Origin of the sequence: Nocardia sp. NPDC051990 (genome assembly GCF_040680755.1) — a bacterium.
Taxonomy (GTDB): domain Bacteria; phylum Actinomycetota; class Actinomycetes; order Mycobacteriales; family Mycobacteriaceae; genus Nocardia.
The window spans coordinates 1-16097 of the sequence record NZ_JBFAXH010000005.1; the positions used below are offsets into that span (position 1 = coordinate 1).

The window sequence follows — 16097 nt, forward strand, 5'->3', positions numbered from 1 at the left end:
CCTGGGCGCGTCGATGCTGCCGTTCATCTGGAACGTCTTCAAGAGCTACCGCTACGGTGAGGTCGTCACCGTGGACGATCCATGGGGCTACGGCAACTCGCTGGAGTGGGCCACCACCTGCCCGCCGCCGCGGCACAACTTCTACGAGCTGCCGCGCATCCGGTCCGAACGACCCGCCTTCGAGCTGCACTACCCGCACATGGTCGAGCGGATGCGGGCTGAGGCGCATGTGGGCTGGGGTTCGGGCAAGCATGCCACCGACGTGCACGAAGGCGCCTTGGCAAAGCACTAGGCGGTGGCCGGACATTCGTCCGTCCGAGCGCGCATAGCGGGAACCCTCCCAGACGAGTGAGCAACTACGTCGCTGGCCGAGAGGTACCCGGCTATGCAGTAGCGTCACCATGATGAGTGTGCACCTGCTGTTCGTCAGTGGGTGCACACTCATTTGTGGGAGAAGCACCGACCGAAGCGTTGCGACATCGGGGTCCAGCACAGCTACGGCACACAACTAACTTGGAGCACCTCAGTTGGCCGACACCACCGTCCTCGTCACCGTCACCGGGCCCGACCGGCCCGGTGTGACCTCCGTGCTGCTCGCGGCGATGTCGCGGCATCACGTGAGCCTGCTGGATGTGGAGCAGGTCGTCATCCGTGGCCGATTGACCCTCGGCGTGCTGGTCACCTGCCCCGGCGATCCGGAGGCGCTGCAGGACGAGCTCGAAGAGGCGATGAATACCGTCGGCATGAATGTCGATGTCGAGGTCGACGCGCAGATCGGCAGGCAGCCGATGTCCACCCATGCGGTCGTCATCCTCGGTGCGCCGGTGACCGCGCACGCATTCAGTTCGGTCTCCCGTCAGCTCGCCGCGCTCGGAGCCAATATCGACACCATCCGCGGCATCGCCGACTATCCGGTGACCGGTATGGAACTCCTGGTCACCGCGACCGATACCGGCCCCGATTCCGATGCTCGGCTGCGCACGGCGCTGGCCGAGGTCGCGGTCGCCGAACAGGTGGATGTCGCGGTGGAGCGGGCCGGACTGGCCCGCCGGGCCAAGCGGCTCATCGTCTTCGATGTCGATTCGACCCTGATCCAGGGCGAGGTGATCGAGATGCTTGCCGCGCACGCGGGGGTGGAGGATCAGGTCCGCGAGGTCACCGAGGCGGCCATGCGCGGCGAAATCGACTTCGCCGAATCGCTGCGTCAGCGGGTGGCGACACTCGAGGGGCTGGACGAATCGGTGATCGAGGAGGTCGCCGACCGGATCGAGCTGACTCCGGGCGCGCGCACGACCATTCGGACCTTGCGCCGCATCGGATTCCGCTGCGGTGTGGTGTCGGGCGGCTTCCGTCAGGTGATCGAACCGCTTGCGCATGAACTGGAATTGGACTTCGTGCAGGCGAATACGCTCGAAGTCGTGGACGGCAAACTGACCGGCCGGGTGGTCGGGGAAATCGTCGACCGTGCCTTCAAGGCCACCGCGCTACGCAAATTCGCGGCGGAGGCAGGGGTGCCGATGGAGCAGACCGTCGCCGTCGGCGACGGCGCCAATGACATCGACATGCTCAATGCGGCCGGACTCGGCGTCGCCTTCAATGCCAAGCCCGCGCTGCGCGAGGTCGCCGACGCGGCCCTGTCGCACCCCTACCTGGACGCCGTGCTGTTCATCCTCGGCGTGACCCGCGACGAGGTGGAGGCCGCCGATGCCCGCGACGGCGGAATCCGCCGCGTCCCGCTCGTCGGCAGCTGAGTGACGGCGGCGCGGTCGGTAGGCTCGCCGGTGGTGTCGCGCCTGCGCGGCGGTTTTCGTTGACGATCGAGGTGGCGTGATGTCGAGTATCCCGGAGGCCGAATTGTCCACGGGTGTTGAGGGATTCCGCATTAGACATGTCGAGCTGGCGCGCGGCTACGGCGGTCTCGGCGATCCCGAAGACCCCGCGATGGTGCAGGCCATGCAGATGGTGCTGCACATTCCCAAGGTCGATCCGCCGCGGCGCAGCGCGCTGCTGGAGGCCGCGGCGGCGGCAACAGTGGCGCTGTGCCTGGATGAGCGAGTCGGGCCCGAAGGGGTCTGGGAGCAGCGGTTCCTGGCCTGGAAGCGGTCGCGGATCCGTAAGGTGGCGCGGCGGGCGCGCGGTGCGCAGTGGCTGGCCGTCAATGAGGTCGACGGGGTGACCGTCGAGGTGGACGGTGCGCAGGCGCGGGCATTCGTGCCAGGACCGGTCGGTGAGGTCGATCCACGGGTCAGGCGGCTGCAGATCAACGGCACGGACCTCGAACATGACGATCCCGGACCCGCGAATCCCGACTTGCCAGTGCTGTGGGTGAATTCGAAACTCGGCATGACGCTCGGCAAGGCCGCGGCCCAGGTCGGTCACGCCAGCATGTTGCTCGCCGGCGCGCTCACCGCGGACGAGGCCCTGCGGTGGTCGCAGCGCGAGTTCCGCTGCGCGGTACGCGAATCCGGACCGCAGCGGTGGGCGCGGCTGTGCGAACAAGTGTCGCGCGGACAGGCGGTCGCGGTGCGCGACGCCGGTTTCACCGAGGTCGCGCCCGGTTCGATAACCGTGATTGCGGTACCCGGACAATCGGGACAACACTGACTGCGCCGACGCCGCGCCCCAGGTGAATTGGCTCACATCATTCACATTGCCAGTCCCACAAGCGATTACGCGATGTAGATGTTTCGCTGTTCGGCATACGGGGATTCACCCGGGCCGATCTGGGGACGTTCGACGCACGAGGACTGTCCGCACGCCACACGCCGGATGCCAGCATGATGACGGCGCTGCTGGCGATACTCGCCGTTTGGGTAGGTTGTTCGATTCCGCTGGCGCTCATCGTCGCGCAGATTTTCCGCTGGACCGACGAGCCGCCGAAGAATCCACCGGGAGTGGTGCGCGCACCGTCTGCGGCGGCGCGTCGTCGCGGCCGAATGGCCACGTCGTGGCTACCGGCCAGGGTCGGTCATACGAACACCGCGCATTTGAGCCAAGATGGAGCCCGTGCCGCAACCGGATCCCGATCTGCTTATCGATTTCACCGACGTGACCATCCGACGCTCGGGTCACACCCTCGTTGGCCCGGTCACCTGGCAGGTCGAGCTCGACGAACGCTGGGTGGTCCTCGGACCCAATGGCGCGGGCAAGACCTCGCTACTCCGCATGGCCGCCGCCGAAGTGCATCCGACCTCGGGCATTGCCCATCTGCTCGGTGAGGTGATCGGTAAAACCGACGTCAACGAGCTACGACCGCGCATCGGCTGGTCCTCGGCCGCGGTGGCCAGCCGGATTCCGCGCGACGAGAAGGTCAGCGATCTGGTGGTCTCCGCCGGTTACGCGGTCCTCGGTCGCTGGCGCGAGCGTTACGACGATATCGATACCGACCGCGCCATCGATATGCTCGAAAGCCTCGGCGCCGAACATCTTTCCGATCGCACCTACGGGACCCTGTCCGAGGGCGAGCGCAAGCGGGTGCTGATCGCCCGCGCCATGATGACCGATCCGGAGCTGCTGCTGCTCGACGAGCCCGCCGCCGGCTTGGATCTGGGCGGTCGTGAGGAGTTGGTGGAACGCCTCGGCGATCTGGCCGCGGATCCCGATTCACCCGCCATGGTGTTGGTGACCCATCATGTCGAGGAGATTCCGCCGGGCTTCACCCACGGTCTGCTGCTGAATGAGGGCGCTGTAGTCGCACAGGGTTTGCTGCCGGATGTGCTCACCGCCGAGAATCTGAGCGAGGCCTTCCGCCAGTCGATTGCGCTGGATCGCGTCGATGGTCGGTACTTCGCGCGGCGCGCGCGGCGCTTGGGGCGGCACCGTTCGCGCTGAGCTGGGTCCAGTGGTCTGGATTACGCCGTAAACCAAACCCGGGTTAGGGTGCAGTCGTGAGCGAGCGTCAGCGAGTGAACCATCAGCACAGTGCGCCATCGCGCACGACGGAGCCGAGCGTCAGCGAGGCGCAGTCGTGAGCGAGACGAAGGACGCACCGCAGCCGATTCTGTCGCCGAAGGACGCGTCGACGGTGATGCTGGTGCGTGACGGTGCCACCGCACCGGAGGTGTTCCTGCAGCGCCGAGTCGGGGCCATGGCCTTCGCCGCTGGTATGACCGTTTTCCCTGGCGGCGGTGTCGATCCGTCGGACGGGACCGCCGATATCGAATGGGCCGGACCTGAACCCGCTTGGTGGGCAGACAAGTTCGGCACCACCGAGTCGAGGGCCAAGGCGCTGGTCGCTGCCGCCGTGCGCGAAACCTTCGAGGAATGCGGGGTGCTGCTGGCCGGGCCGACCGCCGAAACCGTCGTCTCGGATACCACCGGCTATCACGAGGCCCGGGGGCGGTTGGAGCGGCGCGAGGTGTCGCTTGCGACCTTTCTCGCCGAGGAGAAGCTGGTGCTGCGTGCGGATCTGCTGCGGCCGTGGGCGAATTGGATCACCCCGGTGATCGAGCCGCGGCGCTATGACACCCGATTCTTCGTCGCGGTGCTGCCGCAGGGGCAGCGCGCCGACGGCGCCACCTCCGAGGCCGCCGAAGTGCAGTGGCGCACCGCGGCGGAGGAACTCGAGCGCTGGCGCGCGGGTACCGACGTGCTATTGCCGCCGACCTGGTCGCAGCTGGATGCCATTGCCGAATTCGCTTCCACCGCGGAGATTCTGGCCGTCGACCGGGTGATCGAACCGATCATGCCGGTGCTCGCCGGTGACAACGGGCGGCAGGTGCTCCAGTTCCCGGACAACCAGCGATATTTCGCCGGACTGCCGGATACCAGCCGGCTCCGGGGATCCACGCGTCCGTGAGGCAGTAGGTTTCCTGCCATGGCCGAATTCGTGACCCTGGAGTTGCCCGAGGATCCCGCCGTCCGTGGCGTCGCTGTCCTCCGGATCGACCGCCCGCCACTGAACCTGCTGAACGCGCAGCTGGTGTGGGAGGTGGCCGAGGCGGCGGCGGATGTCGCCGCGCGGCCCGGGGTCGCGGCACTGGTCGTCTACGGCGACGAGCGGGTCTTCTGCGCGGGCGACGATATTGCCGAACTCGCCGGTCTCGGCCCGGATCAAGCCGAAGCCATGGCCGCCGGTCTGCAGGCGGCACTGGGCTGCCTGGCCAAGGTGCCCCAGCCCACCGTCGCCGCGATCAGCGGCTACTGCCTCGGCGGTGGCCTGGAACTGGCCCTCGCCGCCGACCGCCGCATCATCGGCGACAACGTCAAACTCGGTCTGCCGCAGGTCAAAGCCGGTCTCATCCCGCTCGCGGGCATTCGCCGCCTGGCACTGCTGATCGGCACCGGCCCCGCCAAAGATCTCGTCTACACCGGCCGTTTCGTCGACGCCGATGAGGCCAGCGCCCTCGGACTGGTCGACGAGGTCGTCGCCCCCGACGATGTCTACACCGCAGCGCTGCGCTGGGCCCAACAGTTCACCGACGGCCCCACCCGCGCCCTCGCCGCTGCCAAGGCAGTCTTCGAAGCAGGCCCGCACGGCCTCGACCGCGCCCGCACCGAATGGACCACCCTCTTCACCACCGAAGACCGCCAGATCGGCACGGAGTCCTATCTGGCCGACGGTCCAGGCTCGGCGGCTTTCGCCGGGCGTTGACAGGCCGGACCGGCTCGATGGCGCCGTTGCTGGACCGAGTCGGTCCGCGCGCGGGCCGCCTGGTGGTTGCGGTGACAGATATTCGGAAGGTGGCGTTCGTCGGGCTTGCGGCCGATCGGCCAGCCGGACCCGATCGCGCGGTGGCTGGACCGCCGGTACATCGGTGTCGAAGTGTCCGGCTGACGGTTCGGGGGCGCCCAGCTTGTCGGTTACTGGACGGTAGCTCAGGATCTGCGTCGCAGCGATCGGATCGGTGGGGATTGGTGCGTCCGAGCGTGGATCGGAACCATAAACAGGAACACGTTCCTGGGTGGCGAGTGGTAGGACTTCCACGGCATTCGATGATGGTGCGTTCGGCTCGAGCCCCAGCTCGCCGGCTGCATCCAATGGGCATCGGGGTGCGCGGCGAGGCCAGTGGGCAGGGCCAGAACCAGAACGAGTCTCGGGGGGACGGAATGGTGGGGCGAAATTGGTTCCTACGCACCGGTCCGCTGCAAACGTGTGGTGGAGGGTTGGCTAGGCTTGCCCACCATGACGGTCCACCCCGATGACCCGGCGCCGAACCCGCACGCCACCGAGGCCGAGGTCGAAGCAGCGCTGAAGGATACGAAGCTCGCTCAGGTGCTCTATCACGACTGGGAAGCCGAGACCTACGACGACAAATGGTCGATCTCCTATGACGAGCGCTGTATCGACTATGCCCGCGGCCGGTTCGATGCCGCGGTCGGGCCCGCGCCGCTGCCGTACGAGCGTGCGCTGGAACTGGGCTGTGGCACCGGCTTCTTCCTGCTGAACCTCATGCAGGGTGGCATCGCGAAGTCCGGTTCGGTCACCGACCTGTCGCCGGGCATGGTGAAGGTCGCGCTGCGCAATGCCGAGCACCTCGGACTCGATGTCGACGGCCGGGTCGCCGACGCCGAGACCATACCGTACGAGGACGACACCTTCGATCTTGTCGTCGGCCACGCGGTGCTGCACCACATCCCGGATGTGGAACTGGCGCTCGAGGAGTGCCTGCGCGTGCTGAAGCCAGGCGGGCGTTTCGTCTTCGCCGGTGAACCGACCACTGCCGGCAACTTCTATGCCCGCTGGCTCGGCCGCATCACCTGGAAGGCCACCACCACGGTGACCAAGCTGCCCGCACTGTCGGGGTGGCGGCGGCCGCAGGCCGAACTGGACGAGTCCTCGCGCGCCGCGGCGCTGGAGGCGGTCGTCGACCTGCACACCTTCGATCCGAGCGACCTCGAGGCCATGGCTCGGCGCGCTGGTGCCACCGAGGTCAAGGCGACCACCGAGGAATTCGCGGCGGCGCTGTGGGGCTGGCCGGTGCGCACCTTCGAGGCGGCCGTGCCGGACGAGAAGCTGACCATGGGCTACCGGATGGCCATGTACCGCGCGTGGCTGCGGCTGAGCTGGCTGGACGAGAACGTCATGCGTCGGGTGGTGCCGCGCCAGTTCTTCTACAACGCCATGATCACCGGCGTGAAGCCGGGCGCTGCCGGCAAGTAGTGAGTTACCGCTTCGGCCGCGAGGATGTCGCCTTCCTCGGCAGCGCGGCGGGTAGCGCCGCGCTGACCGAGGTGGACCGGCTGGAGCTCACTCCCGCGACGCATCTGCGCGATTTGGCGCGGGTGCGTCGCGAATTCGGTGAGCGCTCCGGCGCACTCGTGGAAACTGTGCGCCTGCGCCGTCGCGCCGCCGCCAAACTCATCGACACCGAGCAGTGGTTGTTCACCGATGACGCACTGCAACAGGCGACACCGACGCTGGTGGCCCGCCACCGCGCCGTGCGCCTGTCCGGGCGCGCCGTGCACGATGTAACCTGCTCTATCGGCGCGGAAATCGCCGAGCTGGCTCGCACCTGCCCGTCGGTACTCGGCAGCGATCTCGATGATGTGCGCCTGTCCATGGCCGCACACAACCTCGCCGCATCCCGGAATGTCCTGCTGGCCAAGGCCGATGCTCTCGTCCCGTGCAGCACCGGCACCGTCGTCATCGCCGATCCGGCTCGCCGCGCGGACGGCCGCCGCACCCACGATCCGGCGAAACTGCAACCCCCGCTGCCGGATCTGCTTGCCGCCTATCCCGGCCGCGACCTAGCCGTGAAGTGTGCTCCCGGGCTGGACTTCGACCGCCTGAACTGGCCGGGTGAAGTCGAGGTCGTCTCTCTCGACGGTGCGGTCCGCGAGGCCTGCCTGTGGTCGCCGGGCCTGTCCGACACCGGCGTCACCCGCCGCGCGACCGTTCTCACCGCCCGCGGTGAATCCGTCGCCTACACCGATGCCGCCCCCGACCAGATTCCGGAACAGCCCCCCGGCGAGTGGATCATCGACCCCGACGGCGCCATCGTCCGCGCCGGTCTGGTGCGCCACTACGCCGCCGAACACGGCCTCTGGCAATTGGATCCGCAGATCGCCTACCTGACCGGCAATACCGTCCCCGACGGTGTCCGCGGCTTTCGCATCCTGGACCGCCTGGAATTCCGCGAGAAAACCCTCCGTCAGGAATTGTCCCGACGCAACTGCGGCACTCTGGAAATCCGGGTCCGCGGCCTCGATATCGACCCCGACGCCCTGCGCAAACGCCTCAAACTCCGCGGCACCCACCCCTACACCCTCATCCTCACCCGCCTGTCCCGCACCGCCGCCGCCTTCCTCTGCGCCCCAATCCCACCCGTCCACTAACCGATCCGCACACGGCAGTCGAGAAGGCGAACTGCTCTTAGTGCCGCTGCCGCGAAGGGGGCTACCGCTCGGGCTTGAAGGCGAAGACCTCGCCGATGCGGGTAGCGACGACCACCTCACCCTTGGGGCCGATGGAGGTGCCGGTGGTGGTGCCCTTGGCATTCGGGAGGACGTCGGAGTCGACGGTTGTGCCGGTCTTGGTGTCGAATGTGATCAGGTTGATGCCGTCGCCGATGGCGGCGGCGGTGTAGCCGGTATCGCCCGCGGACTGGACGGGGGTGCCGCGCAGGGTGAGATCCTTGCGCTCCCAGACGATTTCGGCGGCGTCGCCCTTATCACGCAGGGCGAGCAGATGGCCGTCGTCACCGGCCGGGATGATCAGGCCGTCGCTGGAGACCGAGATGCCACCGCGCGGCGCCCAGTCCAGGGGCTGCACCCACTTGGTTCGACCGTTGGCGGCGTCGACCGCGATGAGGCGCTTGGAGTTATCGCCGACATAGACGGTGCTGCCGTCTGCGGACAGTGTCGGGCTGGTCGCGCTGCCCTCGGTGAGTAGGTCCGCGCTCCATTGCTGCTGGATCTTGTTGTCGGCGTAACGCAATGCGACCAGTGCGGCGATCGGCTTGCCCGGCGTCCACAACGTGACGAAGAAGCGACCGCTGGACACCTCGATCGGTGAGATATTGGCGACCGGGCACTGCGGTCCGCCGATCGCGCAGTCGTCGAGCCCCTGCGCCGACGCGGGGCGGGTGAGATTCGGGTACTCGAGGAAATCGGGATCGCCGAGCAGTTGGGTGGTGCTGACGACGCGCTCACCGGTCTGGCGGCTCAGCACGTCCATCTGACCGGACTGGGTGACGGTCAGGATGTTCCCGTCACCGGTGAACTGCACCGAAACCGGTACGCCCGCAACAGGAGTCCGCCAGCGCGGCTGCCCGATCGAGTTGAACGCATTGACCCCGCTGTCATCGCCGACGTAGACGTTGGTGCCACTGTCGACCACCGAGGGCGCGGAGATCGCGTTCGGTCCCAGCGGGTTGCAGAAGCGCTTGCGGCCGGTCGGCATCTGCAGCGAGAGAATGGCGCAGTTGCCGGCGGTCAGGGTGGTAACGAACAACTGTCCGTCCGGGCCGATCGTCACGCCCTCCTCGATCGGCCCGCCGACCGGTCGCGACCAGCTCAACGACACTTTGCGCGAGCCGGTGACCGGGCTGACACCACTGTTGCGGCCGTCGTTGTGTGCCGCGGTCCAGCCTTTGCCCGATCCAACGGTGATGTCGTCGACGTCGGTGCCGCAGCCTGTCAATGCCAGTGCGCCGATCGCCGCTACGGTCGCCGCCCGCAGCCGGGACACGCGCGCCGGATTGGCCAGTACGCCGCCGCTTCGCACCTGCTGCACTCCTGTCGTCGTCGCCCGCTCGGGACGTGACCGAAAGCGTGTCGTCCCCCGGTACGCGCACCACCCAAGTCGGGTTGCCCGCGTGGAGGTTCGCCGCCGCCGTCGGCGGCGCAGCAGTCACTGTACGGGAGGGTCGGTCGACGTTGTACGGGTCCCGGCGGTGTTTTCCGAAGGGATTAAGCTCTAGCCGTCGCGACCGGGACGGTCGCCATGGCAGGACCACGACAGGAGATGAGTTCGTGACGAGCATGTGGGGCGCACCGTTGCGCTCGCGGTGGCGCGGCTCGCGCCGCCGGGATCCGCAGCAGGCGCGATTTCTGACGCTGGCGTCGCTGCGCTGGGTCCTCGCGAACAAGGCGTACACGCCTTGGTACCTGGTGCGGTACTACCGGCTGTTCAAATTCAAGGCGGCCAATCCGCATATCGTGCTGCGCGGCATGGTCTTCCTCGGCAAACGGGTCGAAATCCACGCGACCCCCGAACTGGGGCGGATGGAGATCGGCCGCTGGGTCCATATCGGCGACGGCAATGCCATTCGCTGCCACGAGGGCTCGCTGCGCATCGGCGACAAGGTCGTCTTCGGCAAGGACAATGTGGTCAACACCTACCTCGATATCGAGATCGGTGAATCCACGCTGGTCGCGGACTGGTGCTACATCTGCGACTTCGATCACCGCATGGACGACATCACCATGCCGATCAAGGACCAGGGCATCGTCAAGAGCCCGGTCCGCATCGGCCCGGATACCTGGATCGCCGCCAAGGTGACCGTGCTGCGCGAAACCCGCATCGGCCGCGGCTGCGTCCTCGGTGCGCATGCGGTGGTCAAGGGCGAGATCCCGGACTACAGCATCGCCGTCGGCGCGCCCGCCAAGGTCGTCAAGAATCGCAAGGCGACCTGGGAGGCCGGTGCCGAGGAGCGCGCCAAATACATTGCCGCGCTGGAAGATATCGAGCGCAAGAAGAACGGCGCCACGCAGTCGGCATGAGCGAACGCAGTGAGCGAACAGACAACACAGCCGCCCGAGCGGTCATGCCGGAGCCGAGCGCCAGCGAGGCGTAGGCATGAGCGCCACCGACCCGGGATCCGGCTTGGACCCAGGGACTCGTGCCATCTCGGACGTCGAGTCGGCCGCTGCGCGTCGGTGCCAGTCGGTACGGTCACGGCATGAACAGGTACGCGGCGCTATTGCGCGGGATCATGCCGACGAACCCCAATATGAAGGGGGAGAAGCTGCGCGGGGTGTTCGAGGGGCTCGGATTCGAGAAGGTGGCCACGGTATTGGCCAGTGGCAATGTCGTCTTCCGCACCGCGGATACCGATATCGCGAAGCTGGAAGCCCGCATCCAGGACGCGCTGAACAGCGAACTCGGCATTCCGGGCGGCACCATCGTGCGCACCAACGACGAACTGCGAGACCTGCTCGACACCGATCCATTTCCTGGCCTCACCCACGGTCGCGGCACCTACCTCACCGCGACCTTCCTCAAACAGCCCCCGCCGAATGTCGCCGAAGAGTTGCGCAAGCACACCGAACCTGGCGTCCGGATCGTCGGCTATGACTCCGCTGCCCGCGTCGTCCTCTCGGTTATCGACAACACCGAACCGCGCACCCCGAACTTCATGGCCTGGATGGAGAAGACCTACAGCAAGGAAATCACCACCCGCACCTGGCTCACTATCCAGAAGATCGTCAAGAAGATGGGGAGCTAGGCGCGCTACTTCGGATCGCGTTCGGGGAGTGGGCGTTCCACGATGGTGGGACGGCCGAGGGGGTTGCGGACGCGGCGTTTGGCCGAGGAGTAGACCAGGGCGGTTTCGGCGGCCACGACATCCCAGGCGAAGTCGGCGGTGAGCCGTTCCCGCGCCGCGTAGGCGCGGTCCTGGGCAGCTGCCGAATCGTCGAGGGTGGCGCGCACGGCTTCGACGATGCCGTCCACATCGGCCGGTTCGAAGGATGCGCCGGTGACGCCGTCGATGACGGCCTCGCCGAGACCACCCGCGGTGGAGGTGATCAGCGGGGTGCCTGCGGCGGCGGCCTCGAGCGCGACAATGCCGAAGGGTTCGTAGCGGCTCGGCAGCACGATGGCATCGGCACCGTGCAACCAGCCGAGCAGTTCCTCGTGATCGAGCTGACCGGCGAAGGTCACCGCCCGCGCGACCCGATGCACCCTGGCGCGTTCCCGCAGCCATTCGAACTGGGTGCCGATACCGGCGATGGTCAGTGTGGTGCCGGGGTGGGCGCGTCGAATGCGCGGCAGCGCGGCGATCGCGTCCTGCACGCCCTTCTCGTACTCCAGCCGACCGACATAGAGCAGCCGCGGCGGACCGGTGCGCGGTGCACGCGGCCGAAAGGTCCACGCGCCCACATCGATTCCATTGCGGATCACCGTCATCGGAATCCGCTCGGGCCCGTAGAGCCGCTCCACCTCGTCCTGCATGGACGTCGAGCAGGTGATCAGCGCATCCGATTCATTGGCCAGCCACCATTCGACCGAATGCACCTGCTTGTTGACCCGACCCGAGACCCAACCGCTGTGCCGCCCGGCCTCGGTGGCATGGATGGTCGACACCAGCGGCACGTCGTAGTACTCGGCCAGCGCGATCGACGGATGCGCGACCAGCCAATCGTGTGCGTGCACGACATCCGGAACCCAGCCGTCGCCGATGCCGGGCTTGCCGAGCGCGACACCGGCGCGGACCATCGCGTGGCCCATGGCCAGCGTCCAGGCGAGCATGTCCTCGCCGAAGTCGAAGCACGGCGGATCCTCCGCGACCGCGACCACCAGCACGCCCTCGGCGATGAAGGAATGAGTGGGGTGGGTCGAGGAATCGGTGCCGGAGGGGCGGCGGGCGAGCACGACCACTTCGTGACCGGCCGCGGCCAGTTCGACCGCCAGGTGATGCACATGGCGGCCCAACCCACCTACCACAACCGGTGGGTACTCCCACGACACCATCAAGATCTTCATGAATGTCCTTATCAGGCCGAGTCTCGGTCCGCGATCGCCAGTCGCCGGGCGTCCAAACTCGGGAAGAACCCGTCGGCCGCCCCCCATCCTGCCGCCAATTGGCGTGCTTTGGCGACATGTCCCGCACCCATGGCAGCCGCGATTTCCCGCACGGCGTGGGCGTGTCGGTGCGCGCGGTCGCGTGCGTAGCCGGCCGCGGAGTCCTTGCTGACCATGAAGGCCCAGTCACTGGAAACGGTGAGGATGGCCTCGCGCAGCAGCTGATCGGCAACCGGGTCGCGCAGCGCGGCACCGCTGTTCGCGGCCCGTGTTTTATCGACCGTATCGAGGGCGAGCCGGACGATGTCGTCGTTCAGTTCTACCAGATCTTTGACCTGGTCACCGGCCCACACTCGCCAATCCTTACCCGAACCCCAGGACGAATCGGCCAGCGGCACCGGCTCGCCGACGAATCCGCGCGCCCTGGCATCGGCCAACGTGCCGACCGTGACGCCAGCCTCGGGCAATGCCCGCAACACCTGAGCGAGCCACTGCGGACCCTCATGCCACCAGTGCCCGAACAGTTCGGTATCGAATGCGGCGACGACCAGGGCCGGACGCCCGATACGCGTGGATTCGTCGATGAGCCGTTCGCGCACGGTACGCACGAAATCGTCGACATCGCGAACCACCGCCGCGGCCGCCAGCTCCGGGTCGTATGGGGCCTTGTCCGGACCGGCTACCGTTTTGCCGGTGACGCGGGCGGGCTTGAGACCCGTCGCGTGGTCATAGTGATGGAAGTCACGGTAGGCGCTCTGGCCTGGATAGCCGGACTTGGGCGACCAAACCCGGTAGCTCACTTGCAGATCCCGCCCGAAGGCCACCACATCCGATTCCCGAACCGGACGGCCCAGGGTGGTATCGCCGCGCAGTGCCGGTCCATCGACCATGAAATGTGTCACACCCGCGGCCGCGTATCCGGTCTCCATGCCGGGGGTGTAACCGCATTCGGGTGCCCAGATGCCGGTCGGGGTGTGGCCCCAGCGCTGCCTGGCGTCGGCGAGGCCCTCGGTGAGCTGAAAGGCGCGCAGTCGCGGGTGCAGCAGCGGCTGGAACGGATGCGCGAGCGGACCGCCGAGCAGTTCGATGGCCTCGGCGTCGATGAGCTGCCGCCATACCGGTGCCGCGCCGTGGCGCCAGTGCCGTTCGAATTCCGCAAGCCCCGCGGCGGCCAGCCGGTGCTCATGTCTGCCGAGGGTGATATTGCCCGCCATCGCGGCCTCGTCGGCGCGCAGCTGCCAGTTGCCGAGCCAATGATGCATGCCGGCAAGGCAATGCGGATCGTCCAGCTGGGCGGCGAGCACCGGCGTGATGCCGAGGCTGAGCAGATGTGAACGACCTTCCGCGGCAAGGGTTCTCAGCACATCGACGACCGGAAGGTAAGAGGCGGCCCAGGATTGGTAGAGCCATTCCTCGCCGACCGGCCAGCGGCCGTGGTGGGCCAGCCAAGGCAGATGGGAATGCAGGACCAGTGTGAACTGGCCGGGAACACTCACGGCTTCACCGCGATGGCGACCAGATCGAGGCTCGCATCGATATCCTCGGTGCGCAGGGTGAAATCGTCGATCGCGACCGCGGCGACATCGGCGATCAGCTCGGCGGGCCACGGTTCCCCGGCCAGCGCGCGCTCGATCTGCGCATCGATGAACGAGCCACCGTGTTTGGCGTCCAACGCCTCTAGGGTCGGCCCGTGATGGACACCGGTCATAAGCGTGACCCGCAAACCCGCGTCGACGAGCAGTTCGGTGAGCTCATCGGCATTGAGTTCGCGGGTGTGGAACGGGTTGAGCGGAGTGTCGCGGCCCGGCGAGAAGGTGATCCGGTTGGGTGTGCTGATCAGCAGTTCGCCACCGGGGCGCAGCACTCGCCGACATTCCCGGATGAATTGGCCCTGGTCCCAAAGGTGTTCGATCACTTGGAAATTCACCACGACGTCGACCGACTCGGCCTCCACCGGCAGAGCGGCGAGGTTGCCCTGGAGCATCTCGACGCGCGGGTAGCGGGCGCGCACGTGCTCGACCGCGCTGGTGTCGTAGTCCAGACCGATCACTTTGGTGGCCACGTCGGCGATCATGTTCGCGCCGTACCCCTCCCCGGATCCGGCCTCCAGCACGGTCTTTCCAGCACATCGCTCGAGCAGGCGCGCATAGACGATCTCGTGCCGACGGAACCAGTAGTTCTCCTCGGCGATGCCGGGTACGGTCCGCTCGCCGGTCAGTGGCAACGGCTCCATGGCCGACTCGGCAATAATGCCCGGGGTTGGGCCTACTGCGGCAGGGATCACAGCCTCGCTCATCGCTCCGACGTTACTGGTACGGCGGGCGCACATTATCGCCAGGACCGCTGTTGTGAGAGAGTAGCAATTAAGTTACCCATGGGTAACTTAACGTAGGGTAGTGTCACGCCCTGAGCTACTAACAAGGACGTACGGCCGAGTTCGTGCGACCACCACACACGTGTAACCAGAACAGGAGGTCGACGAAGACCGATGCCGAACATCGTCGTACTCATCAAGCAGGTACCCGACACCTGGTCCGAGCGCAAGCTGACCGACGGTGACTTCACCCTCGATCGAGAAGCCGCCGACGCCGTCCTCGACGAGATCAACGAGCGTGCCGTCGAAGAAGCGCTGCTGATCAAGGAGGCCCAGGGCGGCGAGGTCACCGTGCTGGCCGCCGGTCCAGACCGGGCCACCGAGGCCATCCGCAAGGCGCTGTCCATGGGCGCCGACAAGGCCATCCACATCAACGATCCGGCGATCCACGGCTCCGACGCCGTGCAGACCGCCTGGGTGCTGGCCAGCGCGCTGGGTCAGGTCGAGGGCGTCGAGCTGGTCATCGCGGGCAATGAGGCCACCGACGGTCGTTCCGGAGCTGTCCCCGCGATCATCGCCGAATACCTCGGCCTGCCGCAGCTGACGCACCTGCGCAAGCTGACCGTCGACGGCGACAAGATCACCGGCGAGCGGGAGACCGACGAGGGCGTGTTCAAGCTGGAGGCCACCCTCCCGGCCATCGTCAGCGTCACCGAGAAGATCAACGAGCCGCGCTTCCCGTCCTTCAAGGGCATCATGGCCGCGAAGAAGAAGGAAGTGCAGACCTTCACGCTGGCCGACCTTGGCGTCGACCCGTCGACCGTCGGTGTCGCCAACGCGGGCACCGCCGTCACCGCGGCCACCCCGAAGCCCCCGCGCACCGCGGGCGAGAAGATCGCGGACGAGGGCGACGGCGGCACCAAGATCGCCGCGTACCTGGTCGGTCAGAAGATCATCTGATCCCGCCCGAGACTGCGCCCGCGGTGTGAGCTCAGCGCCCGGAGGAGGTAGCGAAGCGTAACCACGCAGGGCGTAGCGAGCACCGCAAATCGGATTCCCGCGGTGTGAGCTCAGCGCCGAGGTAGCGAAGCGTAA

14 protein-coding genes and 1 pseudogene are annotated in these 16097 nt (G+C 67.2%); 11 read left to right on the plus strand and 4 right to left on the minus strand.

Going from position 1 to position 16097, the window contains the following annotated elements; all coding sequences use genetic code 11:
- The 8 genes and pseudogenes from AB0L63_RS11680 to AB0L63_RS11715 form a co-directional block, all read left to right on the plus strand.
- A pseudogene (locus tag AB0L63_RS11680) lies at window positions 1-292 on the plus strand (cytochrome ubiquinol oxidase subunit I); the annotation flags it as partial.
- Between the two features lie 235 nt (window positions 293-527).
- A complete protein-coding gene (gene serB / locus AB0L63_RS11685; RefSeq protein WP_364498290.1) occupies window positions 528-1751 on the plus strand; it encodes a phosphoserine phosphatase SerB in 1224 nt (407 codons plus the stop codon).
- Window positions 1752-1830: 79 nt separating this feature from the next.
- The gene (locus AB0L63_RS11690) at window positions 1831-2604 is read left to right on the plus strand and encodes a peptidyl-tRNA hydrolase (protein WP_364498293.1); all 774 of its coding nucleotides are present in this window, start codon (window positions 1831-1833) and stop codon (window positions 2602-2604) included.
- A 393-nt stretch (window positions 2605-2997) separates the two neighbouring features.
- Window positions 2998-3831 (plus strand): ABC transporter ATP-binding protein, encoded by an 834-nt coding sequence (locus AB0L63_RS11695; protein WP_364498295.1) that lies wholly within the window; start codon window positions 2998-3000, stop codon window positions 3829-3831.
- Window positions 3832-4027: 196 nt separating this feature from the next.
- The gene (locus tag AB0L63_RS11700) at window positions 4028-4798 is read left to right on the plus strand and encodes an NUDIX hydrolase (RefSeq protein WP_364499152.1); all 771 of its coding nucleotides are present in this window, start codon (window positions 4028-4030) and stop codon (window positions 4796-4798) included.
- Between the two features lie 18 nt (window positions 4799-4816).
- Entirely contained in the window at window positions 4817-5593 is a 777-nt protein-coding gene (locus AB0L63_RS11705) for an enoyl-CoA hydratase-related protein (RefSeq protein WP_364498298.1), read from the plus strand.
- 531 nt (window positions 5594-6124) lie between these two features.
- Complete coding sequence (locus AB0L63_RS11710; RefSeq protein ID WP_364498301.1) at window positions 6125-7102, plus strand: class I SAM-dependent methyltransferase; 978 nt, start codon at window positions 6125-6127, stop codon at window positions 7100-7102.
- Entirely contained in the window at window positions 7102-8277 is a 1176-nt protein-coding gene (locus AB0L63_RS11715) for a class I SAM-dependent methyltransferase (protein WP_364498304.1), read from the plus strand. The genes AB0L63_RS11710 and AB0L63_RS11715 overlap by 1 nt, the downstream gene beginning before the upstream one ends.
- Window positions 8278-8338: 61 nt before the next feature.
- Here the strand turns inward: AB0L63_RS11715 and AB0L63_RS11720 are convergent, their stop codons facing one another.
- Entirely contained in the window at window positions 8339-9676 is a 1338-nt protein-coding gene (locus tag AB0L63_RS11720; RefSeq protein ID WP_364498307.1) for a PQQ-binding-like beta-propeller repeat protein, read from the minus strand.
- A gap of 239 nt (window positions 9677-9915) precedes the next feature.
- Between AB0L63_RS11720 and AB0L63_RS11725 the strand changes: the two genes are divergently transcribed.
- Both AB0L63_RS11725 and AB0L63_RS11730 read left to right on the plus strand, forming a co-directional pair.
- Window positions 9916-10665, plus strand: coding sequence for an acyltransferase (locus tag AB0L63_RS11725; protein ID WP_364498310.1), 750 nt, complete (start codon window positions 9916-9918; stop codon window positions 10663-10665).
- A gap of 179 nt (window positions 10666-10844) precedes the next feature.
- Window positions 10845-11390, plus strand: coding sequence for a DUF1697 domain-containing protein (locus tag AB0L63_RS11730; RefSeq protein WP_364498313.1), 546 nt, complete (start codon window positions 10845-10847; stop codon window positions 11388-11390).
- Between the two features lie 5 nt (window positions 11391-11395).
- Here the strand turns inward: AB0L63_RS11730 and AB0L63_RS11735 are convergent, their stop codons facing one another.
- The 3 genes from AB0L63_RS11735 to AB0L63_RS11745 are packed head-to-tail and all read right to left on the minus strand — an operon-like array spanning window position 11396 to window position 14921.
- Window positions 11396-12649, minus strand: coding sequence for a glycosyltransferase family 4 protein (locus AB0L63_RS11735; RefSeq protein ID WP_364498316.1), 1254 nt, complete (start codon window positions 12647-12649; stop codon window positions 11396-11398).
- A gap of 11 nt (window positions 12650-12660) precedes the next feature.
- Window positions 12661-14184 (minus strand): glycoside hydrolase family 57 protein, encoded by a 1524-nt coding sequence (locus tag AB0L63_RS11740; protein ID WP_364498319.1) that lies wholly within the window; start codon window positions 14182-14184, stop codon window positions 12661-12663.
- A complete protein-coding gene (locus tag AB0L63_RS11745) occupies window positions 14181-14921 on the minus strand; it encodes a class I SAM-dependent methyltransferase (protein WP_364499155.1) in 741 nt (246 codons plus the stop codon). The genes AB0L63_RS11740 and AB0L63_RS11745 overlap by 4 nt, the downstream gene beginning before the upstream one ends.
- A gap of 255 nt (window positions 14922-15176) precedes the next feature.
- Here AB0L63_RS11745 and AB0L63_RS11750 point away from each other — a divergent pair, with 255 nt between their 5' ends.
- A complete protein-coding gene (locus AB0L63_RS11750) occupies window positions 15177-15962 on the plus strand; it encodes an electron transfer flavoprotein subunit beta/FixA family protein (protein ID WP_062984976.1) in 786 nt (261 codons plus the stop codon).
- Window positions 15963-16097 lie beyond the last annotated feature (135 nt).